This is a genomic window from Mesorhizobium sp. B2-3-15 (genome assembly GCF_006442875.1).
Classification (GTDB): domain Bacteria; phylum Pseudomonadota; class Alphaproteobacteria; order Rhizobiales; family Rhizobiaceae; genus Mesorhizobium; species Mesorhizobium australicum.
Genome location: NZ_VFVO01000017.1, coordinates 14,690 through 36,459, shown reverse-complemented (window position 1 = coordinate 36,459; position 21,770 = coordinate 14,690). Strand labels below are relative to the sequence as shown.

21 protein-coding genes are annotated in these 21,770 nt (G+C 63.6%); 15 read left to right on the top strand and 6 right to left on the bottom strand.

The window, feature by feature from the left end; translation table 11 throughout:
* The first annotated feature begins 165 nt into the window (after positions 1 to 165).
* The 3 genes from FJ954_RS27965 to FJ954_RS27955 all read left to right on the top strand — a co-directional run bounded on the left by FJ954_RS27965 (position 166) and on the right by FJ954_RS27955 (position 2,421).
* The gene (locus tag FJ954_RS27965) at positions 166 to 600 is read left to right on the top strand and encodes a hypothetical protein (protein ID WP_140617720.1); all 435 of its coding nucleotides are present in this window, start codon (positions 166 to 168) and stop codon (positions 598 to 600) included.
* A 6-nt stretch (positions 601 to 606) separates the two neighbouring features.
* On the top strand, positions 607 to 1,737 hold the full coding sequence (locus FJ954_RS27960) for a hypothetical protein (RefSeq protein ID WP_140664887.1): 1,131 nt from the start codon (positions 607 to 609) through the stop codon (positions 1,735 to 1,737).
* Between the two features lie 162 nt (positions 1,738 to 1,899).
* Positions 1,900 to 2,421, top strand: a complete 522-nt coding sequence (locus FJ954_RS27955; RefSeq protein ID WP_140664885.1) for a hypothetical protein — start codon at positions 1,900 to 1,902, stop codon at positions 2,419 to 2,421.
* A 21-nt stretch (positions 2,422 to 2,442) separates the two neighbouring features.
* Here FJ954_RS27955 and FJ954_RS27950 read toward each other — a convergent pair whose 3' ends face one another.
* Both FJ954_RS27950 and FJ954_RS27945 read right to left on the bottom strand, forming a co-directional pair.
* On the bottom strand, positions 2,443 to 4,065 hold the full coding sequence (locus tag FJ954_RS27950) for an FAD-binding oxidoreductase (protein WP_140664882.1): 1,623 nt from the start codon (positions 4,063 to 4,065) through the stop codon (positions 2,443 to 2,445).
* A 180-nt stretch (positions 4,066 to 4,245) separates the two neighbouring features.
* Positions 4,246 to 4,488 (bottom strand): DUF1344 domain-containing protein, encoded by a 243-nt coding sequence (locus FJ954_RS27945; protein WP_015316128.1) that lies wholly within the window; start codon positions 4,486 to 4,488, stop codon positions 4,246 to 4,248.
* Positions 4,489 to 4,618: 130 nt separating this feature from the next.
* Here FJ954_RS27945 and FJ954_RS27940 point away from each other — a divergent pair, with 130 nt between their 5' ends.
* Together FJ954_RS27940 and FJ954_RS27935 are read left to right on the top strand one after the other, a co-directional pair.
* The gene (locus tag FJ954_RS27940) at positions 4,619 to 4,846 is read left to right on the top strand and encodes a hypothetical protein (RefSeq protein ID WP_140664879.1); all 228 of its coding nucleotides are present in this window, start codon (positions 4,619 to 4,621) and stop codon (positions 4,844 to 4,846) included.
* A 78-nt stretch (positions 4,847 to 4,924) separates the two neighbouring features.
* Positions 4,925 to 5,422, top strand: coding sequence for a DUF2314 domain-containing protein (locus tag FJ954_RS27935; RefSeq protein WP_140664876.1), 498 nt, complete (start codon positions 4,925 to 4,927; stop codon positions 5,420 to 5,422).
* Positions 5,423 to 5,439: 17 nt separating this feature from the next.
* On the opposite strand, the gene FJ954_RS27930 is transcribed toward FJ954_RS27935, so the two are convergent.
* The gene (locus FJ954_RS27930; protein WP_015316126.1) at positions 5,440 to 6,399 is read right to left on the bottom strand and encodes a DUF3137 domain-containing protein; all 960 of its coding nucleotides are present in this window, start codon (positions 6,397 to 6,399) and stop codon (positions 5,440 to 5,442) included.
* 95 nt (positions 6,400 to 6,494) lie between these two features.
* Entirely contained in the window at positions 6,495 to 7,568 is a 1,074-nt protein-coding gene (locus FJ954_RS27925) for a CapA family protein (RefSeq protein ID WP_181173966.1), read from the bottom strand.
* Between the two features lie 143 nt (positions 7,569 to 7,711).
* On the opposite strand from FJ954_RS27925, the gene FJ954_RS27920 reads away from it, so the two are divergent.
* The 8 genes from FJ954_RS27920 to FJ954_RS27885 all read left to right on the top strand — a co-directional run bounded on the left by FJ954_RS27920 (position 7,712) and on the right by FJ954_RS27885 (position 18,189).
* On the top strand, positions 7,712 to 8,968 hold the full coding sequence (locus FJ954_RS27920; RefSeq protein WP_140664873.1) for a hypothetical protein: 1,257 nt from the start codon (positions 7,712 to 7,714) through the stop codon (positions 8,966 to 8,968).
* 548 nt (positions 8,969 to 9,516) lie between these two features.
* Positions 9,517 to 11,115: a DUF2778 domain-containing protein gene (locus FJ954_RS27915; protein ID WP_140664871.1), complete on the top strand. Its 1,599-nt coding sequence runs from the start codon at positions 9,517 to 9,519 to the stop codon at positions 11,113 to 11,115.
* Between the two features lie 117 nt (positions 11,116 to 11,232).
* Positions 11,233 to 14,397, top strand: coding sequence for an excinuclease ABC subunit UvrB (uvrB, locus tag FJ954_RS27910; protein WP_140664869.1), 3,165 nt, complete (start codon positions 11,233 to 11,235; stop codon positions 14,395 to 14,397).
* Positions 14,398 to 14,527: 130 nt separating this feature from the next.
* On the top strand, positions 14,528 to 15,433 hold the full coding sequence (locus FJ954_RS27905; RefSeq protein ID WP_140664866.1) for a DMT family transporter: 906 nt from the start codon (positions 14,528 to 14,530) through the stop codon (positions 15,431 to 15,433).
* A 247-nt stretch (positions 15,434 to 15,680) separates the two neighbouring features.
* Positions 15,681 to 17,207 (top strand): ABC-F family ATP-binding cassette domain-containing protein, encoded by a 1,527-nt coding sequence (locus FJ954_RS27900; protein WP_140664863.1) that lies wholly within the window; start codon positions 15,681 to 15,683, stop codon positions 17,205 to 17,207.
* 78 nt (positions 17,208 to 17,285) lie between these two features.
* Complete coding sequence (locus FJ954_RS27895; protein WP_140664861.1) at positions 17,286 to 17,564, top strand: type II toxin-antitoxin system RelE/ParE family toxin; 279 nt, start codon at positions 17,286 to 17,288, stop codon at positions 17,562 to 17,564.
* A gap of 27 nt (positions 17,565 to 17,591) precedes the next feature.
* Positions 17,592 to 17,900: a HigA family addiction module antitoxin gene (locus FJ954_RS27890; protein WP_015316118.1), complete on the top strand. Its 309-nt coding sequence runs from the start codon at positions 17,592 to 17,594 to the stop codon at positions 17,898 to 17,900.
* Positions 17,901 to 18,036: 136 nt separating this feature from the next.
* Positions 18,037 to 18,189: a hypothetical protein gene (locus tag FJ954_RS27885; protein ID WP_140664858.1), complete on the top strand. Its 153-nt coding sequence runs from the start codon at positions 18,037 to 18,039 to the stop codon at positions 18,187 to 18,189.
* A 28-nt stretch (positions 18,190 to 18,217) separates the two neighbouring features.
* On the opposite strand, the gene FJ954_RS27880 is transcribed toward FJ954_RS27885, so the two are convergent.
* Positions 18,218 to 18,832 (bottom strand): glutathione S-transferase, encoded by a 615-nt coding sequence (locus FJ954_RS27880; RefSeq protein WP_015316116.1) that lies wholly within the window; start codon positions 18,830 to 18,832, stop codon positions 18,218 to 18,220.
* 221 nt (positions 18,833 to 19,053) lie between these two features.
* On the opposite strand from FJ954_RS27880, the gene FJ954_RS27875 reads away from it, so the two are divergent.
* A complete protein-coding gene (locus tag FJ954_RS27875; RefSeq protein WP_140664855.1) occupies positions 19,054 to 19,470 on the top strand; it encodes a glyoxalase/bleomycin resistance/extradiol dioxygenase family protein in 417 nt (138 codons plus the stop codon).
* A 98-nt stretch (positions 19,471 to 19,568) separates the two neighbouring features.
* Complete coding sequence (locus FJ954_RS27870; RefSeq protein ID WP_140617709.1) at positions 19,569 to 19,922, top strand: DUF1428 domain-containing protein; 354 nt, start codon at positions 19,569 to 19,571, stop codon at positions 19,920 to 19,922.
* Between the two features lie 46 nt (positions 19,923 to 19,968).
* Here FJ954_RS27870 and FJ954_RS27865 read toward each other — a convergent pair whose 3' ends face one another.
* Positions 19,969 to 21,591, bottom strand: coding sequence for a sulfotransferase (locus tag FJ954_RS27865; protein WP_224720670.1), 1,623 nt, complete (start codon positions 21,589 to 21,591; stop codon positions 19,969 to 19,971).
* Positions 21,592 to 21,770 lie beyond the last annotated feature (179 nt).

Sequence of the window (21,770 nt, the reverse complement as noted above, 5' to 3'; positions counted from 1 at the left end):
CTGCCGAGTCGGATGGCGTGGTTTTCGAGAACCGAAGCACAGCGGACCTTTGGGTCCGTGAGCACAGTTCTACTGCGGTGCAGTAGAACGCGGAAGCGCAGAAAACCGCGTCAGGCGGCTGGCAGAGTAGCGTTTACAAATGGGCTCGTAGAAGGGGGATACTTCATGACGCTGATCCAGAAGCTTGCAGTCGCCTACGCGTTCTTGTTCTTCGGCGTCGTGGCCATCGGCTACATTCCGGCCTTCAACGATGCGGACGGCAATCTGTTCGGCCTGTTCTCATTGCAATGGTACGACGACCTGCTGCACGCCTTCTCCGGCGTCTGGGCGTTGGCCGCCGCCTTCATCTCGCATCGCCAGGCGGTGTTCTATTTCAAGCTGTTCGGCTCGGTCTACCTGTTCGACGGCGTGCTCGGGCTGATCACCGGCTCAGGCTGCCTCGATGCCGGTATCTTCATCAACGGCTTCCGCTCCCTCAACGACATCGAATTCCCTGCCCGCTTCTTCGCCAACCTGCCGCACATCGTCATTGGCGGCATCGCCGTCTATATCGGCTTCTGGCTGTCGAAGCGCATCTACGACCACTTCGCCACGGCCTGACGGGCCATGTTCCTGTTCCGCTTGATAAAGCGCATCGTCAAGGCGATCCTCTGGCTGATCGTCATCGTCATCCTGATCCCGATCGCCGGGCTGGCCTATGGCTTCCTGACGACGCCGGCGCTCGACAGGACGCCGCTGCCAGGCATTGCCGACGGCGCGCCGCCCAAGGCACTGGCCGACAAGGTGCGCGCCGAAATCCCCGGCTACCAGCGGCCGGAGGAGTCGACCTTCCTCACCTACCCGGAATGGGCGATCGTCTACGCCGCGCGCGAATATGCCGGTTTCGTCGCCAAGGACCAGCCGAGCGGCTTTCCCTATTGGTCCTATGTCGGCCGCTTCTGGCAAGACTATGCCACGGTGATCCGCGCCAGTTCTCCCTACAGGTTCAACTACGCCAACCACCAGATGCTGGTCATCATCGGCACCAGCCATTCGATCGAGCATATCCTGCAATGGGCCTATGAGAACACGGTCGGTCGCATCACCGAGGCGACGTCAGCCAAGCGCACGGCGGCCGACATCTACCAGGCCAAGGTGGCTGCGGAGTATGCTTCTTTCCTCGATCAGGTGCCGTGGTACCAGTTCCCTTATGCCGAGAAGCGCGCCGGGCTGTTCGCGGTGCAGCCGGCGCCTGGTGACAGTTCCATCCGCACCAGCGAACGCAAGCTTGCCTTCGGTCTCGCCGACACCATCAAGCAAGGCTATGCCGACCTGATCACCAAGGCGCTTGCCGCGACCTCCGACCCGGCCTTCCTCGATGTCCATGTCTGGGCCAGGGGGCCGGTCGGCGAAGCCACCCGCAACGAGCCCGACACCTTGCTGGAACGCGATTACGGCGCGGACGGCACCGTCTTCGTCACCAAGCGCTATCAGGTGTTCACCGACATGATCCCGCGGCTGATCGATAAGGGAGTCTCCTTTGTCGAGATCGGCGGCAATGACGAGATCATGGTAACGGTGCTGTCGACCGATTCGATCGCCATTCCCGAAGGCATGCGCATCCTGTTCAGCTATCCGCTGCCGGCGGACCCCTCGACGCGCCGCACCGGCATGGTCGTGGCCGTGCGCAAGCTGCATCTGGTGCTGCCGTCGCTGATCAAGGCCGGCGCCAGGCTCGAACACGTCTACGACTACTGAGGCTTTTCAGCCACGCCTGGTCAGGATCAGCGAGCCGTCATGCTCATTCCACAATCGCGGCAAAATCCCGCCTTGTTCGCGCGCAATGGAAGATCGCATGTCGGCCTGAAGGCGTGACATGCCTCACCGGGCTGCCGGGGGGCATCTCGAAGGGACGAGACCGTGATCAAGACCGCCCTTGTCGCCATGACCATTGTCGGCTGCGACTGCGACGCCAAGCTGTGCGAATATATCGGCGAGACGCCGGCCAAGTGGTCGACCATCGCCGATTGCGAAGCGGCGATGAAGAGCCAGATCCTGCACGAGCGCAATTTCAATTATCCGCTGGTGTCCGGCATCTGCCGCGCGAAAGGCTCGGCGTCCTCCTCGCACCTGGCCGCGATCGCGTCGGGCCCGGAACTGAAGCCCGCCAGCCGGGCCGTCAGGACGGAAAGCCCGCTGCCGCCGGAGCTCAGCCATCGGCCGAGCGTGCCGGTCGGATCGCCGACGACGGCCCTGGACGCGGCCGCTGCCCGACCCGTCGCCTATGAACAGGTGGTCGACGGCGGAACCGGCGTGCTCTATCGCACGAAGAACGGCTACGCCGTGGTCAAGACCGATCTCGGCCGCGCCGCCTCGGCAACCGCCGACGCGGCAAAACGCTCCGTGAACTGGCTGGCGGGGCTGATGCCGACGGGCCTGTAGGCCGGCCCGCGTGCCGCCCGTCTACACCGTCCCGCTCAGCGCCTTGATGACACGGTAGAACGTCGAGGAAAACAATTCCGTCGGGTCATAGTACCGCTTTGCCGTCAGGAAGGCCGGAAGTTCGGGATATGACGCCAGCAATTCCTTGGCCGTATAGTGCAGCTGGTAGGGCAGGAAGAAGCGCCCGCCATGCTTGATCGTCACGTCGATCAGCGCCCGCGTCAGCGCCCGCATCCTGGCATTGCCATCGGCATCGGCCGGCTGGTTGATGTAGAGCACCAGCGAATAGGCCGGCTCCGGCGCGTAGGTCAGCGCCACGTCCTCCTTGTGGACGATGCGCACCGAGGCGTTGAGCACCGGCAGATCCTGGTTGCGCAGGATCTCGCGCGCTTCCGCGATGAATGGATTATAGCTCGCCCGAGGAATAAAATATTCGTGCAGTATGTCGGTCTCGCTCATCAGGTCGTTGAACAGATACGGCACCGAATCGTGCATCGGGTTGTTGCGGGTGACGAGACAGGCCTCGCCCTGGGCAAGCGCCGAGCTACGCGGCACCGTGCAGCTTTCGAATTTCGGCTCCAGCGTCTTTTCGGTGAACCATTTCAGTTCCTGGAACGCGCTGCCCCATTTGGCCATGTTCATGATCACCCGCTTCAGGCCGACGCCATCGGGTTCGCCGAGCGCCGGCTGGTCGCCCGGCGGCTGCTCCGCCACTCTATCGTAGCGGTAGACGATCATGTCCTCTAGGAAATTGCCCGGCGCGGTCGACAGATGCCCGTAGAACAGGCCGATGTCCTTGTTCGGCTCCAGCACCTCGGCGAAGAATTTCGGGAAATCGTCGGATCTGATGATCTCGCGCGAGGTGCGGTAGACGGCATTGTCGACGATATCGAGCGTCGCCTCTAGCACCACCCCGAACAGACCGTAGCCGCCGACGACATGTCGGAACAGCTGGATGTTTTCGGTTGGCGAGCAGATGATCCCCGATCCGTCGGCCAGCATCACCCGCATCGAACGGATGGAGCCGGCCACCGAGCCCGCCTGATGGTCCATGCCATGCGCGTTCACCGACAGCGAACCGCCGACTGAAAAGATGTCGGTCGACTGCATCGCCTTCACCGCGAAACGCGGATGCAGCATGGTCTGGATGTCGTGCCAGCACGCGCCCGGCTGCAAGGTCATGGTCTTGGCCGCGGCGTCCACCGTAACCTTGTTGAACTTTCTCAGATCCAGAACCAGCGCATTGTCGTCGAAAGCATGCCCGCCCATCGAATGGCGGATGGCCGCCAGCGACACTTTCAGCCCGTTGGCGCGCGCGAAGGCGAGCGCCTTGGCGATATGCTCTTCCTCGCTGACCTCGACGACGCCATAGACCGGCGTCCTCGACAGGCCGCTGGCATCGTTGATGTCGCCGCCCTTGACCAGCCAGGGCAGCGACGGATCGAAGGCGGGCGGGCTCGCGATCGGCTTCAGCGGCAGCGCGATGCCGTCTACATCGGCGATGCGTCCGGTGTTCTTCGGCCCTGACGGGCCTCGCGCCAGCCGCGCCACGGTGGTGCCGCCCCACAGCACGGCGCCGCCAAAGACGGCCGCCCCCAGCAGCAACCGCCGCGACAGGCGAAATCCCTTTTGTTCCTCGGCCATGCGGATCCCCCGGCGGCCAAGGAATAGCGCGGCCTTTTGGCAAAAACCATAGCGTCGCTGCCGCAACGGCGTTCCGCCGCCGTCGTCGCCTGGCGGTGAGTGTCCAACCCAATGAAAATGGCCGGTTCCCCAAGGAACCGGCCAGATTGGAGCAGGGTCTCAAAGTCCGGTCGGCAGTCTCTATGAGGCCTTCTTGATCGACGTCACCATGCCGGTCTTGTCGTCGACGGTCACCGCCACCTTGGCGCCGACCTTCAGTTTCCCGACCGACGCATCGGGCGACAGCTGGTAGATCTTGCCGTCGTCGAGGGTGACCGACTTGGTTGTCGGATCGACCGCCTGGATGGTGCCCTGAACGGTCGCGGCATAGGCCGTGCCGAGGAAGGCGAGCAAAGCGGCGGTGGTTGCGAGGGTCTTCTTCATGGATATCACTCCGTGCTGTTTCGGTTTTCCGGTACCGCTTGGGAGAGGGCAGCACCGAACGGCCCGAAACTGGAACGAAACAGCTATCATCGGCAAATCACGTTGGGTGAATTTTCGCAAAGGATATCATATGCTTAATTCCGACATATTGTCTGCGGCCGACATCATTCCGGGCCGCTTCGGTTCCCCCAGCGAGCGCATTTCCGTTCGTGAAAAGAGTCGTTTAGACGGATTGTGGCGAGCGGTTGCGATCACGGCGAGGCCGCCGCAATCCGTCTCGAGCAGCATCACGAAACAGACCGCCGAGCCGTTATCGATACACATTTTGTGTCATGGATCAGTTCAGATCGCCAATTGAAATGGAGAAAACTCGCGCTCCGGTTGCAAATCTGGAACGGATGCCGGATGGTGCGCCGTTACCATGAGGGGGCCTTCCATGAAGCTTGCAATCCGGTCCATGATGTCCTTGATGATGTTGGCGTGTGCTCCGGGATCGGCCGGCGCGCAAGCCGCGAATCCTAACGATGACAAAGCGCTTATGTTTGCTACGGACGACCCCGAGATGGCGACGGCGACTGCAAAGGCTCTTGCCAGCCTGGATGAGTTCCTGGCCCTGGCCGGAACGCCGCCCTCTGGGACGGACAGGTTCAAATTGAAGGTCGAGGTGCGCGATGGGGATATCAGCGAGCACTTCTGGGTCATCCCGTTCCAGCGCACCGAAACGGGGTTCGTCGGCATATTGGCAAACGAACCGGCAGCTGTGCGCAATGTCGTCCTCGGCCAGGAGATAGAATTCACCAGGGACGATATTTCGGACTGGGGATACAGACACGACGGGCGGCAAGTAGGGAGCTTCACCGTGTGTGTGATGTTCAAGAGGATGTCGAAGGAAGAAGCGGACTACCTGCGCGACAAATCCGGTTACGATTGTTGATCGTTTGCCCAACCGGACTAGCTTGCGCCGATCTTGCGCACCAGTGCCGCGGTCGCCAGCATGGCACCCAGGTCCGAAATCATCGGTGCGACATGGCTGGCGTAGTCGAGCGGCACCGAAATATCAGGTAGCTCGAAAAAATTCTTCGGTTGCGGCAGGAGCAGAAAGCCGTCGCTGCCGTTGAGCGCGACGCGCGCGGGCTCGTCCGGCCAGGTTTCGCCGAGCCATTTCAGCGCTTGCGCCAGCCGGCCGGTCACCAGCGGCCGCGCCGCCTCGACATTGTTGGTGCGGAACTCGTAGGCGGCGTCGAGCTCCGGCACGCCGGACGGCAGTTCCTGCATCCTGGGCGCGAACATGCCGCGGAAAAAGCCGATCACGCCACTGGCACGTCGCGCCGCGACCAGTATACCTGGAAACGGCTCGATGGTTTCGAAGGCGACGACGACGCCCTTGAATGTGGTCGCCTTGTTCTTGGTGGCGCCCCCGTCCCATAGGTCGGCTTCGTACAGTTCGAACGCAAATCCGTCATAGCGTCCGGAGATGATATCGTCGAAGCGGCTCATGGTGAAACCGCCGACGGTCTCGCGCGGCAGTCGGTCAAAGGAATGCGGCGTCACGTCATGCTGGTAGCGCATATCCCCAATGAAGCCGAAGATGATCGGCATCAGCGTCTGGCGAAATGATTGCTGCAGCCTCGCCGCCGGCCTGATCGCCCGGAAATAAAGCACGACCGCCACCACGAAGCCGACCACGTACAGAAATACGTGCGGCGTCGAGAACCATTGCTCGTTGGGATCGGCGACCTTGTTGAACAGCCACGCAATGAGCGCCACGAAGACGACCACCAGGCCAACGAACAACGGTGCGCGCCACTTGGCCGCGCGTGCCACCGAGGCCCTTTTCGCTTCGTAGACCTCGATGTCTTTCTTGATGGCTGCGATAGCAGCCGCGCCCGGCATGAAATCCGCTGTCTCCATCGCCAATCCCCGCCGCCAGTGTTGCCGCATGATAGCCATTTTCGCGGGAAAGTCGCCAGCGCTTACCCCTGCCCTGTCGTGGACCTGTCACGCGGTCAGGGCGACGCGTCCACAAGGGAAGCAGGAAAGATCGCGTCCAGCCGGCCCTCGATTTTTTGCCGCATGGGCTCGTCCAATGCCTCGACCGGCAGCAGCCGTTCGTGGTCTCCCGCACGCAAGCGCACAAAGGGATGAAACCAATAGGACGCGACAGCGCCGCGCGTCTCCGCATCGGCGCTGACGTCCACGATGAAAATCCCGCCAATCCGCCCCGGCCACGGCTGGCGGGCAAAAGCGGTGCCGAGGAAATCCCCGAGGCCATAAGCAATCACCGTCCCGCCGATCCGCTCCACCGGCTGCACGACATGGGCGTGATGGCCGGCGATCAGACCGACGCCCTGCCCGGCCAGCCTCCGCGCCAGTGCCCGGGTTGCGGCGCGCGGAAAATGCCGGAATTCCCAATCCCAGTGCGGCACGGCACAGAGGAGATCGACCCCAGCACTCGCCTCGCGCGGCCAGCGCGCCGGATCGCCTTCCATCGAGACGCGGTCGGCAAACAGTCTCTCATCGGCGTTGCGCCAGAGCGTGAAAGCGGCGAAGCCGAGAGCGAGCGGCCCGGCAGCGAAGCGTTCGACCGGACCCTTGGCGGCGAGGCCGATGGTGCCGATACCGAGCCGCTTCAACGCCGCGACCGTCGCGTCGAAACCGGCGACGCCCTGGTCGAACACATGATTGTTGGCCAGCGACAGGACCAGTTTTTCGCGCCTGATGCCAACCGCCGCGAGTGCCTCGGCCAGAAAGCGTTCGCTCATCGCATGATGCGTACCGAGCTTTGTCCCCAGCACGGCGCTCGGCCTGTCGACGACAGGGCTTTCGCAATTGCCGATCACCAGGTCGGCCGTGCCCAGCTGCGCCTTGATCGCCGGATCGCAGTCCGGCGCGCTCCGGTTGGCTACCGCCGAGATGTCGCCGATGAAGGCCAGCCGCACCGTCTGTCTCGGTAGCGGGTCCATCAGCGTCCCGGCCGCCGGCGCAAATCCGGTGGCGTCACCGCCGAGCGACGGTTTCAGGAAACGCGGCAGCCAGGACAGTTTGTAGGAGAGCGGATAGTTCGACACGGCACGCCTCATCGTTGGCCTTCTGTAGACCGTCCGCCGGACCGGTTGAAGCGTGCCCGGCGACATTCATGCAACGATGTGGACAGCGTGCCGGCATCGACAGGCGCGGCGGCGCAAATCCGTGTATGGTCGCTGCGGCAAATGGGAGGGAAAAGATGACACGAATAGCAAGCCTGCTGGCATCGGCTTTCATTGTGCTCGTGCCGCTGTCGTCCGCATCGGCGGCCATGCCCGAAGCGGCAACAGCTTTGTTCGAGGCAAGGACCGTGGCCGCGCGCGACGGCGCGCTGTCGACACTGGAAGCGGCCGCGCCGAAAGATCCAGCGTCAGCCTATGCCGCCGGCGCCGGCGAGTTCTTCACCGCGCTGGAACTGCTGGCCAGCGGCCTGCATCGCCATGGGTTCGAGAGCCCGCAATCCTTCATGCTGCCGCTGATGCGGCTGCCGGTACCGGCGAACCCCAATCCCGAGCCGCTGACCTACGAAGAGTTCCGCGCCATACTGGTCGCCTTCCGTGACCGGCTGGCAAAGTCCGCCACCACGCTTGGTTCGGTGCCGGCCGATGCCGATATCGGCATGGTCATCGACCTCACCCATGTCGGCATCGACCTCAACGAGGACGGCACCATCGCACCGGATGAAAGCATGGCGGCGATCATGGCGGCGCTGTCGCGCGGCGGCATCTCCCAGGGCGATACAGCCCCCGCGCTCACCTTCCGCTTCGACCGCGCCGACGGCTATTGGCTGCAAGGCTATGCCGAATTCCTGATGGCGCAGGCCGATTTCTGGCTGGCGCATGATTTCAAGGGCACGTTCGACGGCTCGTTCCACATGCTGTTTCCGCGCGCCAAGCTGCCGTTGCAGGACATCCTCGTGCCGCCGCCAAGCGAGATGGGCTCGAGCATCTTCTCCTCGGAATGGCGCATCGCCGACTTCATCTCGATGGTGCATCTCGTCAACTGGCCGGTTGTCGAACCGGAACGCCGCAAGGCGGCGCGCCAGGAGCTGCTCGAAATGATCCGGCTGTCGCGCGAGGACTGGAAGGCGATCCGCGCCGAGACCGACAATGACCGCGAATGGCTGCCCGGCCCGCAGCAAAAGGGCGAGAACCCGCTCACCGGCCTCGAAGTCGGCGAGGAGCAGGTGCAGGCCTGGCTCGCGACCCTGACGATGGCCGAGGACCTGCTCGAAGGCCGCGCGCTGCTGCCGCACTTCCGCATCACCGGCAAAGGGATCAACATGAAGCGCTTCTTCGACGAGCCTAAACCCTTCGACCTCGTACTCTCGATCACCGGTCCCGGCATCGCGCCTTATCTGGAGAGCGGCAAGATCCTGACCAGCGAGGATTTCGACCAGATCCAGCGCGAGTTTGGAGGTGGCGGGTTTTTGACGTTCGCACTGTGGTTCAACTGAGCGGCGCGGACGCTGCGCGTCGGCCGAACTCCGACGTATCCGAAAGTAGGGAACCCTTGGACAGCGGCGTTGGAGCCGTAGGAGCCCACCACGACCGCTGCTATGAGCCCCGAGAGCCGACCCTTTTGGGCCGAAGACTTGTGGCAGCACGGCAACAAAATCTGTTGGCACCCGTGATGTTTGCGGGCGCCCGGCCGACAGGCATTTGGCGTGCCTCACTGTCCCGGAAGCGCCGAATCGCCTTTTGCGAGGATTAGCGAAGGCTGTTTCGCTTGACTCGCCCGGCAAAAACAGGCAGCAAAAAAGCCTTGGAAGGGCTGCAATACCGCGTGCATGGTCGTGGACGAGCCTTTTTCGGCACAAAGTCCACGTCTCTCGATTGGTTTTGAGAGGGATTGGTTAACCAACTTTGTCCATATTTTGAAGCAATCGGCAACTAACGACAGGCGCGGCAAACGCGTCGGGGACCACCTGGGATCACTCACAGAATGGTCGTCGCGGCTATCACAGCCGCGGACGTGGGAGCCGATTGGAGCAAGATTGGTTGCATGGCGTTGTTGAGTCGTAAAATTGTCGGGGACAGGCGTTGCAGCGGCGAGACCGCCTTCGAAGCGCCACGTGCCTCATCCTTCACCCCTGAACGGGTTGTCCGCTGGATTGCGGTGCCGGGCGTCAGCGCCGCCGTCGGCCTATGGCTGATCGGCACCATGGCCGGCCTTAGCTCTGTCGGTGCCTCGCTTTCGGTCACGTCGGTCGGCCTGCCGCAGACGCTGTCCATGCCGGGCACGCTCGCTCTCGCCGATCCGCTGAAGCAGCATTTCCTCAGCTCTTCGGCGCCCTTCATGACAGCCAATGCGCATGGCGGCGCGCAGGCGCTGCACGACCATGCCGTACAATGCGGTGCCAGTTGCTTCAAGCTGGCCGCGATAACCTCCAAGGCGGAGAAATCCGGGCGCCTGGTGGCGCAGGCCAAGCCAACGCCGGCGAAGTCGAAATCGCAGCAGCGCTTCGAACTGATGGAAGCGTCGCTGTCGCCGACAAAGCTTGCCGCTGCCTTCGCCGGCGCGGGAAAGCCGGCGACCGCGGCCAGCACCCATCCAGTGATTTCCAGCGCCGCTCCACGGATCACCGAGGCGTCCCTCGTGCCGTCCGTCCAGGTCATGGCCAGCCTGTCCAACGACATGCCGGCTCCGGCGGCGGAACGCTTCGCCCGCGCCGAAACGGGTTCCGTCGTGCAGACCGCGCCGGCGCCGATGGGCTTTGCCCAGTCGGAAACGCCCGACAACGCGCAGCTGGCGCTTGCCCTCGTCGAGTCGATGCCGGTCGAGGACGAAGCTTTCGCCTCGCCGCTGCCGATGACCGAATCCTCCCCCGATGTCGCGGTGGCGCCTGTCGAGACCCAGCAGGAACAGCCGGGCGACGCCGCTTCGCTGCCGAATGCGCTCACCGACGACGTGCCGCTGCCGACCCGCCGCCCGCAATATGACGCGCCGCGGCCACCCCGGGTCGTGGAAGAGGACAAGCCGGCCGCACAGCCCAGGACCTTGGAGCAGAAGCCGGCGCCCCAGCCGAAGCCCGTCCAGCAAGCCAGGCAGCCGGCCCGGCAAGGCCGGACCCGTGATGGTGGCGACGTGCTGGCCTATGCCAAGCCGGACACGCCTTCGGGCGGCCTCGGCCAGGCGTTCAGGAACCTGTTCAACGGCCCGAGCGCCGGAAGCGGCGCCGGCCATGGGGTCGCCGTCTACGACATCAGTGCCAAGACCGTCTACATGCCCGACGGCCAGCGGCTCGAGGCGCATTCCGGCCTCGGCGCAATGGTCGACCAGCCGCGCTATGTCCACGTCAAGGACCGTGGCCCGACGCCGCCCAACACCTACAATCTGTCGCTGCGCGAATCCCGCTTCCACGGCGTCGAGGCCATTCGCCTGACCCCGACGAGCGGCGGCAACAAATACAACCGCAACGGCCTGCTCGCGCATACCTACATGCTGCGGGGCGGTCGCGCCGAATCCAATGGCTGCGTCGTCTTCAGGGACTATTCCCGCTTCCTCGCCGCCTTCAAGAAGGGCAAGGTCACCCGCCTCGTCGTGGTGGATCGCCTGAACGGATCGGCGACCCGGGTCGCGTCGAACGGAAGCGGTGCTTGAGATAAGGCGAAACCGTCCGCCACCTCCTGACAGCCTTCTGTCAGGAGCCTGACGCGACCGCCGGCCCGTCCTCATCGCGCTCTTTCCATTTTGGCCGAGAAATCCCATATTCGGGACATGGCCAAATCCCCCGATAAAAGAACGCCGCCGACGGCGAATGAGGACCGCGCCGCGCCGAAGCGGCGCAGCCCGCTGACCGATTTCCTCGACGCCTCGGAACCGCTGCACAAAGGCGGCTTCGCCGAGATGCCGCAGGCCGAATTGTCGGGCACGCCGCTGACCGGCTCGATCGCCGATTGGGCCGAGCAGATCGAGCAGGAGGCTGAACGGGAAGGACGCGCCGCGGGCAAAGGCGGCGGCGCCAAGTCGCCGAAGAAAATACCCGAGCGCTCCGCCGCGCCGGGCCGCACCGCGCGCGGCACCTCGATGGGCGGCGCCGCGTCGGCCCGCGAACGCACGGCGGCCGGCCTCAATCCGGTCGCCGGGCTCGACATCTCGCTGGAAGAAGCCGAGACGATGTCGTCCAGTGGCGTCACCGCCACGGTGGCCGCGCTCTCGGCGCTAATCGAATCCGGCAATCCGCTGCACAAGGACGGCGTGCTGTGGACGCCGCACCGCCCTGCCCGGCCGGAAAAATCCGAAGGCGGCATCGCCATCAAGATGGTGTCGGATTTCGAGCCCGCCGGCGACCAGCCGACCGCCATCAAGGATCTGGTCGAGGGCGTCGACAACAACGACCGCACCCAGGTGCTGCTCGGCGTCACCGGCTCCGGAAAAACCTTCACCATGGCCAAGGTGATCGAGGAGACGCAGCGCCCCGCTCTGATCCTGGCGCCCAACAAGACTCTGGCCGCGCAGCTCTATTCCGAGTTCAAGAAATTCTTCCCCGACAATGCGGTGGAGTATTTCGTCTCCTACTACGACTATTACCAGCCGGAAGCCTACGTTCCGCGCACCGACACCTTCATCGAGAAGGAATCCTCGATCAACGAGCAGATCGACCGCATGCGCCATTCGGCGACGCGTTCGCTGCTCGAGCGCGACGACGTCATCATCGTCGCCTCCGTATCCTGCATCTACGGTATCGGTTCGGTCGAGACCTACACGGCGATGACCTTCCAGATGCAGATCGGCGACCGGCTCGACCAGCGCGCTCTGCTCGCCGACCTCGTTGCCCAGCAGTATAAGCGCCAGGACATCAATTTCGTGCGCGGCTCGTTCCGCGTGCGCGGCGACACGATCGAGATCTTCCCGGCCCACCTTGAGGACCGCGCCTGGCGCATCTCGATGTTCGGCGACGAGATCGAGGCGATCACCGAGTTCGACCCGCTGACCGGCCAGAAGACCGGCGAGTTGAAGAGCGTCAAGATCTACGCCAACTCGCACTATGTGACGCCGCGCCCGACGCTCAATCAGGCGATCAAGTCGATCAAGGAAGAGCTCAAGCACCGGCTGGTGGAACTCGAGCGCGCCGGCCGTCTGCTCGAGGCGCAGCGGCTGGAGCAGCGCTGCCGCTTCGACCTCGAAATGCTGGAAGCCACCGGCTCCTGCGCCGGCATCGAGAACTACTCGCGCTACCTTACCGGCCGCCAGCCCGGCGATCCGCCGCCCACCTTGTTCGAATACATTCCCGACAACGCGCTGGTCTTCATCGACGAGAGCCACGTCACCGTGCCGCAGATCGGGGGCATGTATCGCGGCGACTTCAGGCGCAAGGCGACGCTGGCCGAATATGGCTTCCGCCTGCCCTCCTGCATGGACAACCGACCGCTGCGCTTCGAGGAATGGGACGCAATGCGGCCGCTCTCGGTTGCCGTTTCGGCGACACCGGGCGGCTGGGAGATGGAACAGGCCGGCGGCGTCTTCGCCGAACAGGTTATCCGCCCGACCGGCCTGATCGATCCGCCGGTCGAGGTGCGCCCGGCCAAGAGCCAGGTCGACGACGTCGTCGGTGAGATCCGCGACACCACCAAGGCGGGATATCGCACACTGGTGACGGTGCTGACCAAGCGCATGGCGGAGGACCTGACCGAATACCTGCACGAGCAGGGCGTGCGCGTGCGTTACATGCACTCCGACATCGACACGCTGGAGCGCATCGAGATCCTGCGCGACCTGCGCCTCGGCGCCTTCGACGTGCTGGTCGGCATCAACCTTTTGCGCGAAGGCCTCGATATTCCCGAATGCGGCTTCGTCGCCATTCTCGACGCTGACAAGGAAGGTTTCCTGCGTTCGGAAACCTCGCTGATCCAGACCATCGGCCGTGCCGCCCGCAATGTCGACGGCAAGGTCATCCTCTACGCGGACCAGGTCACCGGTTCGATGGAGCGGGCGATGGCCGAGACCAACCGGCGCCGCGAGAAGCAGATGGAGTGGAACGCCGCCAACGGCATCACGCCGGAATCGGTCAAGTCGCGCATCTCCGATATTCTGGACTCGGTCTACGAGAAGGACCATGTTCGCGCCGACATCTCGCAGTTCACCGACAGCGCCGGCGCCATGATGGGCAACAATTTCAAGGCCCATCTCGACGCGCTGGACAAGCAGATGCGCGACGCCGCCGCCAATCTCGACTTCGAAAAGGCGGCCCGCATCCGCGACGAGATCAAGCGGCTGCACGAGATGGAATTGTCGATCTCCGACGATCCGCTGGCGCGCGAGGTGGAAGGCCAAAGTCCGGCCTCTGGCCGCGAAAAGGGCAAGCACAACAAGGGCGTGGCCAAGCATCGGACATTGGAGGAACAGGAACGGTTCCGCAAGCTCGATCAGGCACGCGCCGCCGAAGAGGCAGCCAAGGCCGCCAGGCCCAACCTCTTCCGCAAGCCCGATCTCGACGAGATGGGCGCCGACGGCGCCGTGCCGGTGAAGAAGCCACTGTTCGCCAAGCCGTCACTGGACGACATGGGGCCAGGCACCGACATGCCGACGCCGTCAGGCGCGGTGTCGCGGTCGCTGTTCAAGAAGCAGTCGGCGGAAGAAGCGCATGGCTCCGACTTCGGCATCCCCGGCGATGCGACCAAGCCGCTGTTCAAAAAGAACTCGCTCGACGAGATGACGGTGCGCCGCACCGAAAAACCGGTAGAGGGAAAAGTGCCGGCGAAGCCACAGCCAATCTCCCCCGTGGGGGAGATGTCCGGCAGGACAGAGAGGGGCGCGAAGGATCGCGGCGATGCCGACAAGCCTATCGTCCGTCAACGCTCCGGCATCGGCTCCTACGAGGACCAAGGCGACGCCCGCCGCGAAAAGCGCCGGCCGGGCAAGACAGGCAGGCCCGGACGGTAGCAATTCTTCGCGCCCCCGCTGTCCCTCCTATATAGATCAGCTTTTCCTGCCACCTTGCCAGTGGTGGGACGAACCTATACGGGCCTTTCAATTCTGCTCTTCCGCTCCGAAAACCATCAGCCAACTCCCCATGAAACCCAGAGACATCGCCGCCTACGTCTTCCTGGCTGTCACCTGGGGACTGTCGTTCCTGGTGCTGCTCAAGGTGGTGCATGCCTTTGACTGGGTCGGCGCGGTCACCTTGCGGGCGCTGATCGCCGGCATCACGCTCTTTCTGCTTGCCGCCGCGACGCGGCGACGGCTGGATTTCAGCGCCGGCTGGCGGCATTTCGCCATGGTCGGCGCGACGACGGTGGCGGCGCAGCTGATCGGCCTGTCCTATGCCACGCCGCGCATCGGCACGGCGATGGCGGCCATCCTGGTTGCCGCCATCCCGCTGTTCTCGATGATCATCGGCCAGCTCTGGGGGCTTGAGCGCATCGCTGTTCGCGGCCTGGCCGGACTGCTGCTCGGCGCTGCCGGCATCATCGTCCTGGTCGGTTTCCCCGCCGTTCCGGTCACCGCATCCTTTGCGATCGGCTGTGCCGCCTCGCTGTTCAGTTCCTTCTCGGCGGCATTCGGCAGCAACTACGCCAATCGCCATTTGCGCTCGGCCGGCTCGCTGGAACTCACCAGCGCCGCCTTCCTGTTCGGCGGCCTGATGACGCTGCCGCTGCTGCTCGCCGTGCCGGTGCCAGCCATGCCGCGACCTGTCGATTTCCTCTACCTGGCCATACTGGCCTGCGTGATGAGCGCATTGACCTATGTCGTGTATTTCCGGCTGGTGGCCAGCATCGGAGCGACCAGGACCATCAGCGTCGAATTCGCCGTCACCACGATCGCGGTGCTGGCCGGAGCGATTGTGCTCGGCGAGTCGCTGACCCTGATCCAGGGCTTCGGCGCGGTGGCAATCATCGGCGGCTGCATACTGGTGCTGGACCCCTTCCCGCGCCGCTTGAAAGCGGCGGCCTTGCCATCAGCCTCGCCTTTGGTGTAGCCAGTCGTCACACTCGAACGTCTCGAAAGGAGGGCTCACGTGTTTACGTTCTATCGTCACCATCGTCAGCGTGGCCCGATTTGCGCCCTGCGAGCCAGCTTGCAGGGCTGACCAGGGACGGTCCGGGTTTTCTCCCGCTTCGATCTTTTGGTCTGCCCTTCGTGGTACGCAACGCCTGGCCTGATGGCCGGCACGCGCACCGTCAAAGTGCATGAGCCGGCATTCCGGCAAGACCAGAGAAATCAAAATGGCCCTCATCAGCCTCAAATCCCTCGGCGTCACCATGAGTGCGCCGCTCTTTTCCAATCTCGACCTCAGCATCGGCAACGGCGACCGGCTCGGCATCGTCGCCGCCAACGGCCGCGGCAAGTCGACCTTGCTCAAATGCCTGACCGGCGAACTGGAACCGACGACAGGCGACATCACCCGCACGCGCGGTCTGCGTGTCGGCCATGTCGAGCAGTCCGTTGCCCCTGCCCTGCTTGGCCGCACTTTCTACGAGGTTGTGGCTGACACGTTGCCGCCCGAACAGGCCGACAGCGAGATGTGGCGTATCGACGTGGTTCTCGATTCACTTGACGTGCCCGAGCCGATGCGCCGGCGAGAAATGCAGGCACTGAGCGGCGGCTGGCAGCGGCTGGCGCTGATCGCCCGCGTCTGGGTCACCGATCCCGACCTGCTTTTGCTCGACGAGCCGACCAACCATCTCGACCTCGCCCGCATCAGCCAGTTGGAAACCTGGCTCAACGCGCTGCCGCGCGAGGTGCCCGTCATCATCGCCAGCCATGACCGCACCTTCCTCGACGCTACCACCAACCGGACGCTGTTCCTGCGCCCGGAACAGTCGCCGGTGTTTTCCTTCCCCTATTCCCGCGCCAGGGAGGCGTTGGACGAGGTTGACGCGTCGAACGAACGAAAATTCCAGCGCGACATGAAGGTGGCGCAGCAACTGCGCAAACAGGCGGCCAAGCTCAACAATATCGGCATCAATTCCGGCAGCGACCTGCTGACGGTCAAGACCAAGCAACTCAACCAGCGCGCGGAAAATTTGGAAGAGGCCGCCAATCCGGCGCATCGCGAGAAATCGGCGGGCGCGATTAAACTCGCCAATCGCGGTACCCACGCCAAGGTGCTGATCACGCTTGACGACGCGGCGGTCGAAACGCCCGACGGCACGCTGCTGTTCAGGACCGGCAAGCGCCACATCTGCCAGGGCGACCGCATCGTGCTGCTCGGCCGCAACGGCGTCGGCAAGTCGCGCTTCGTCACCATGATCCGCAACGCCATCCTCGTGCCGGACACGGTGCGGAATGTGAAGGTGACGCCGTCCACCGTGCTCGGCTACAGCGACCAGGCGCTGTCGGGCATCAGCGGCGACGACACGCCGCTGGCGATGGTCTCGCGCCGTTACGATGTCGGCGAACAGCGCGCCCGCTCGCTGCTTGCCGGCGCCGGCGTGGTCATCGAGATGCAGGAGAAAAAGATCGGTGTTCTGTCGGGCGGCCAGAAGGCACGGCTGATGATGCTGGCGCTCAGGCTCGCCAATCCCAATTTCTATCTGCTCGACGAGCCCACCAACCATCTCGATATAGACGGCCAGGAAGCGCTGGAGGAAGAGCTGCTGAAGCACCAGGCAAGCTGTCTGCTCGCCTCGCACGACCGCTCCTTCATCCGCGCCATCGGCAACCGCTTCTGGCTGATCGAGAAGCGGAAGCTGACCGAAGTCGAGGATCCGGAGAGCTTCTTCCGCGAGGTGGCTGAGGGAACCGGCTGAGCGGCGGGAGATCGGCATGCCTGTAAATTATTTGCTTACAGGTTCTTGACTTGTGTAAGCGATCTGTTTACATATGTCATGATCAAATCGTTCAAGAACAAGGCGCTGTCCGACCTTTTTCAAACCGGAAAAACCGGCAAGATCGATGCCAAGATGCACAAGCGCATCCTTGTTCGGCTTGACCGCCTGGAAGCATCGGAAAAGCCGGAGGAGATGAACCTTCCCGGCTTCGACTTCCATTCGCTGAAAGGCCTCGATTCCATCCGCTACACGGTCCACGTCAATGGTCCGTGGTGCATTACATTTGAATTCGACGGTAACGACGCCGCCCGCGTTGATTTCGAGCAATATCACTGAGGCGGCCAGATTGGAGAAGTTCGACGTATGACCGTGCACGAGCCGACGCGTCCGATCGAGCGTTGCCCCTCCCACCCGGGAGCGCTGCTTGAGGACATTATCCCGGCAACTGGAAAGACCAAGGTGGAAATTGCAAATCTGCTCGGGATATCCCGGCAGCAGCTCTATGACATTATCCGCGAAAGGAAGCCGGTTTCGCCGGCGGTGGCCGCTCGCCTTGGGAAGCTGTTCGGCGACGGCGCCGCGATCTGGCTTCGGATGCAGGCGGCTTTCGATGCCTGGCACGCCGAGCGTGAGGTCGATGTTTCGGCTATTCCCACGCTCAAGGTCGCATAGGCTCTCCTCGGCGACGCCTGAACGAGATGTAAACGCTGACAAAAAATTCTCCGGCAATCTGTCGGATCGCCCGTTGCAGCCTCGTCCTTGGGATGCCGACACGATGATGCCGGCGCTAACCCAGGGAGAATTGACCATGTCCGTCCTGTCATCCATCGGCCGCATCGCAACCCGGTATGCCGCGGCGCGCGCCCGCCACCGCAGCGAACGCATCCTGCTTTCGCTGCCGGCCGAACTGCGCAAGGATATCGGCTTTCCGGAAATCCTCGACACGCGGAACAACCGTTGACGCTCGCCGCCTCTCAGGCGAGCGCGAATCAATCATGTGTATCGCCCGAAAGCGGCGTCGCACGCATCGACGCACGCCTTTCGAAAGCCTCGAACCAGCGCGTCAGCCGCGCCCGCGAACCAAACGACGGAAGATGACGGAACGCCATCCAGGACAGCGTGGTGGCTAGCGCAATATGTCCAACATGGAGCGGCGCCTCGTCGTCAAGGGCGCCCTCGGCCCAGTCGTAGGTCGCCTCGATCTTCTGCCGATATCCTTCGGCAAGAGCATCATAGCGCAGCTGTTCGGGTCTCCTTTCCGTCTCCCAGCGCAAGGCGATGCCCGTCTGCGCAAGGCCTTGGGCGGCCGATTGCAGCCGCAACGCCTGCCAGCGTGCCTCGCCGACCTGCGGCAGCAACTTCCGGTCATCATGCAGCGTATCGAGATAGGCGCAGATGACGTCGGAATCGAAGATCGCCGGCGCACCCGGACGCAGCAGCACCGGCACTTGGCCTAGCGGGTTTTCGGCGTGGACACTGGCGTTGTGCAAGGTCGGGCTGGTTTCGTGATGAATGACCTGGAGCTGATCGGCGACGCCTGCCTCATGCGCGAAGACCAGCGCCTTGCGCGCGAAAGGTGAGTGGGTCTGATAATAGAGGATCATTGTCGTCTCCGGGCTGAGTAGGCGGCGCGCAATCCAACTCTTTTAGCTTGGGAGCCGAGAGAATTGCGCTCTGATTGGAAGCCGCCGACGCAAGTTCGTTGCACGCCTTCCCAACCCATCGGTTGTCGCCCGGCCAAAAATTTTCGGCGTCCTGTAGGATTGCCGTCATCTCATCCGTCCTATGGTCCGCAAGGCCAAACCAACGTGAAGAGGAACATGCAATGACCGACCAGACCCCACCCCGGCCAAAAGTGCTTGGCGGATTGACCCCCTATATTCAGGTCGACGGTGCCATCAAGGCGGCCGAGTTCTACAAGAAGGCTTTCGGGGCCGAGGAAGTCTTTGCCTACCCGGCGGACGAAAAAGGCCGCACCATGCATATCCATCTCTATATCAACGGCTCGACACTGATGCTGGGCGACGCCTATCCGGAACACGGCCATCCGCACCAGGTGGCGCAGGGCTATACGCTGCAGCTCCATCTCGGCAAGGATGATATCGACGCTTGGTGGAAGCGCGCCGTCGACGCCGGCTGCGAGGCCGTCACGCCGCTGCAGGTGATGTTCTGGGGCGACCGCTGGGGCCAGGTGAAGGATCCCTTCGGCGTCGCATGGGCAATGAACGCACCGACGGAATAGGCTTTAGCGAGCGCGCCCCTCGCCGAGGGGATGCGCCCAATCGCGCCGGGTGTATCCCCGCCGACCCGGCGTTCGAATTCAGCAAAGAGGAGACCACCATGTCCTATGTCGATGGCTTCGTGCTTGCCGTGCCGAAGGCAAATCTCGATGATTATAAAAAGCTCGCCAACCTCGCAGGCCCCATATGGATGGAACATGGCGCGCTCGCCTATGTCGAATGCATCGGCGACGACGTGCCCTATGGCGAAATCACCTCGTTTCCGCGTGCCGTTCAGGCCAAGGATGATGAAATCGTCGTTTTCTCCTGGGCCGTATACAAATCCAGGCAGGATCGCGATGCGGTGATGGCCAAGGTGATGGCCGACCCTCGTCTGCAGCGCGATATGGCCACGATGCCGTTCGACGGCAAGCGCATGATCTTCGGCGGCTTCCAGCCCTTCATGGAACTTTGAGACAGCTCGACCGCCGTTCGCAGGCCGGCCTTACCGCGCTATCGGCCTATCCGAGCTTATCCAGCAGTGGTTTCAGCCTGTCGCCATAGCGCTTCCACAGATCGACCGAGCCCTGGTACATGGGCTGGCGCACCTGCGCGGCCGACGCCGTGCGCACCGGCCTGTCGGTCTCGTGGAACGACAGCACGGCATCGTCCCATGGCAGGCCGAGATAGTCGATCAGCGCCCGGCTCTGCCCATCCTGGTCGGCGACGAAATCCTCGTAGCGCACATCGTGCACGACGCCGGGCAGCACCTTGTGCCAATGCGCCATGATGTCGGTGTAGAGATTGTGGAAATCGGCGAGCTCACCGAGGTCATAGCCATAGCGGTGGCTGTCGCCGCGGAAATGCACCTTGTAGATCGACAGGCATGTCGCCGCCGCATCGCGGGCGCAATGGATGATCCTGGCCTTCGGCAGCATCATGTGGATGAAGCCGACAAGCAGGAAGTTGCCCGGCATCTTGTCGGTGACGTGGCGCATATGCGGATACCGGGCATGCAGCATGTCCAGATAGGCCTGCCCCGCCTCGGCGAAATCCCTATCGTCCGTGTCGGCCACCCCCCAGGGGAAGCCGCCCGGCATGTTCGACGGGAACTGCTTGCCGACCGCCGTCTTCAGGATGCTGAGCTCACCCGCGCCATAGACCTGGGGGTGACTGGCGATGATCTGTTCGACCAGCGTCGTACCCGAACGCGGCATGCCGACGACGAAGATCGGTGCGTCGTCGGCAATCGGGCTCGGTCTGTGCTTTTCGAAGAAGCCGGCATCGAACACCGTCTTCATTGCCTCGAATTCGGCGCGCGTCTTCACCGGGTCGTAGTCGATGCCCTTGCGGCGGATGGCATTGCCCTCGGCGAAATAGTCGAAGGCCCTGCCATAATCCTTGAGATCGTCATTGGCCTTGCCGAGGCCAAACGACAGCTGCATGCGTGCCAGGCTGTCCTGAGGCGCCTTGGCGTGCTGCGCCTCCATGCCAGCCATTTCGGCATCGCGCTCCTTCTGGCGCTTGACCTGCGTCAGCATCAGCCACGCGCGGGCCATGCCGGGCTGGATCGCCACCGCCTGCCGGAACAGGCCGGTCGCCTCGTCGAGCTTGCCCTTTTCCATCAGCCCGACGCCCAGTCCGTGCAGCAGGTCGGCATCCCTAGGCCGGATGGTCAGTGCCTCCTGGAAGACAGCCAGCGCCTCGTCGAGGCGTCCGGCTTCCTGCAGGGTTTCGGCAAGCCCGATACGGGCGCGCACGTGGAATGGATTGCGCTGCACCGTGCCGCGATAGATATCCTCGGCCTCGTCGAACCGGCCGATCTGCTTCAGCGACGAGCCGAGATTGTCGCGCGCCGCGAGCTGCTCCGGCCGCAGGTCCACCGCGCCGCGGAAGAAATCGATCGCCGCCGCGACACGGCCCAGATCGCGCATCACCGTGCCGAGATTGTTGAGGAAGTCGGGATTGGTCGGCTGCAGCTGAACCGACTGTTCGAGGAAATCCATGCCTTCTTCGCTGCGCCCCGTCTGGTGCAGCAGCAACCCCAGGAAATGCGCCGCGGCCGCGTGTTTGGGCTGACGCGTCAGCACCTGGCGGTAGATCGCCTCGGCCTCCTGCCGGCGCCCGGCCTGGTGCAGTTGCAATGCCTGCTGCACATACTGGTCGAGGCCCAGCGGCGGCTGTCCTCCCCCGCCAGACTTGGCCGCGCCAGGCTTGGTCCCCGCACCCGCCGCTCTTCTCTGATCTCTGTTGATGGGACACCTACCGTGTTCGTGCGCCTGCCGCGATCTAGGCCATCGGCGTTACAGGTTCAAGGCTTTGC

Coding starts and splice junctions, on each gene's coding strand:
- FJ954_RS27965 (WP_140617720.1), top strand. CDS start 166: ATGACGCTGATCCAGAAGCTTGCAGTCGCCTACGCGTTCTTGTTCTTC.
- FJ954_RS27960 (WP_140664887.1), top strand. CDS start 607: ATGTTCCTGTTCCGCTTGATAAAGCGCATCGTCAAGGCGATCCTCTGG.
- FJ954_RS27950 (WP_140664882.1), bottom strand. CDS start 4,065: ATGGCCGAGGAACAAAAGGGATTTCGCCTGTCGCGGCGGTTGCTGCTG.
- FJ954_RS27945 (WP_015316128.1), bottom strand. CDS start 4,488: ATGAAGAAGACCCTCGCAACCACCGCCGCTTTGCTCGCCTTCCTCGGC.
- FJ954_RS27940 (WP_140664879.1), top strand. CDS start 4,619: ATGCTTAATTCCGACATATTGTCTGCGGCCGACATCATTCCGGGCCGC.
- FJ954_RS27935 (WP_140664876.1), top strand. CDS start 4,925: ATGAAGCTTGCAATCCGGTCCATGATGTCCTTGATGATGTTGGCGTGT.
- FJ954_RS27930 (WP_015316126.1), bottom strand. CDS start 6,399: ATGGAGACAGCGGATTTCATGCCGGGCGCGGCTGCTATCGCAGCCATC.
- FJ954_RS27925 (WP_181173966.1), bottom strand. CDS start 7,568: ATGAGGCGTGCCGTGTCGAACTATCCGCTCTCCTACAAACTGTCCTGG.
- FJ954_RS27920 (WP_140664873.1), top strand. CDS start 7,712: ATGACACGAATAGCAAGCCTGCTGGCATCGGCTTTCATTGTGCTCGTG.
- FJ954_RS27915 (WP_140664871.1), top strand. CDS start 9,517: ATGGCGTTGTTGAGTCGTAAAATTGTCGGGGACAGGCGTTGCAGCGGC.
- uvrB (WP_140664869.1), top strand. CDS start 11,233: ATGGCCAAATCCCCCGATAAAAGAACGCCGCCGACGGCGAATGAGGAC.
- FJ954_RS27905 (WP_140664866.1), top strand. CDS start 14,528: ATGAAACCCAGAGACATCGCCGCCTACGTCTTCCTGGCTGTCACCTGG.
- FJ954_RS27900 (WP_140664863.1), top strand. CDS start 15,681: ATGGCCCTCATCAGCCTCAAATCCCTCGGCGTCACCATGAGTGCGCCG.
- FJ954_RS27895 (WP_140664861.1), top strand. CDS start 17,286: ATGATCAAATCGTTCAAGAACAAGGCGCTGTCCGACCTTTTTCAAACC.
- FJ954_RS27890 (WP_015316118.1), top strand. CDS start 17,592: ATGACCGTGCACGAGCCGACGCGTCCGATCGAGCGTTGCCCCTCCCAC.
- FJ954_RS27885 (WP_140664858.1), top strand. CDS start 18,037: ATGTCCGTCCTGTCATCCATCGGCCGCATCGCAACCCGGTATGCCGCG.
- FJ954_RS27880 (WP_015316116.1), bottom strand. CDS start 18,832: ATGATCCTCTATTATCAGACCCACTCACCTTTCGCGCGCAAGGCGCTG.
- FJ954_RS27875 (WP_140664855.1), top strand. CDS start 19,054: ATGACCGACCAGACCCCACCCCGGCCAAAAGTGCTTGGCGGATTGACC.
- FJ954_RS27870 (WP_140617709.1), top strand. CDS start 19,569: ATGTCCTATGTCGATGGCTTCGTGCTTGCCGTGCCGAAGGCAAATCTC.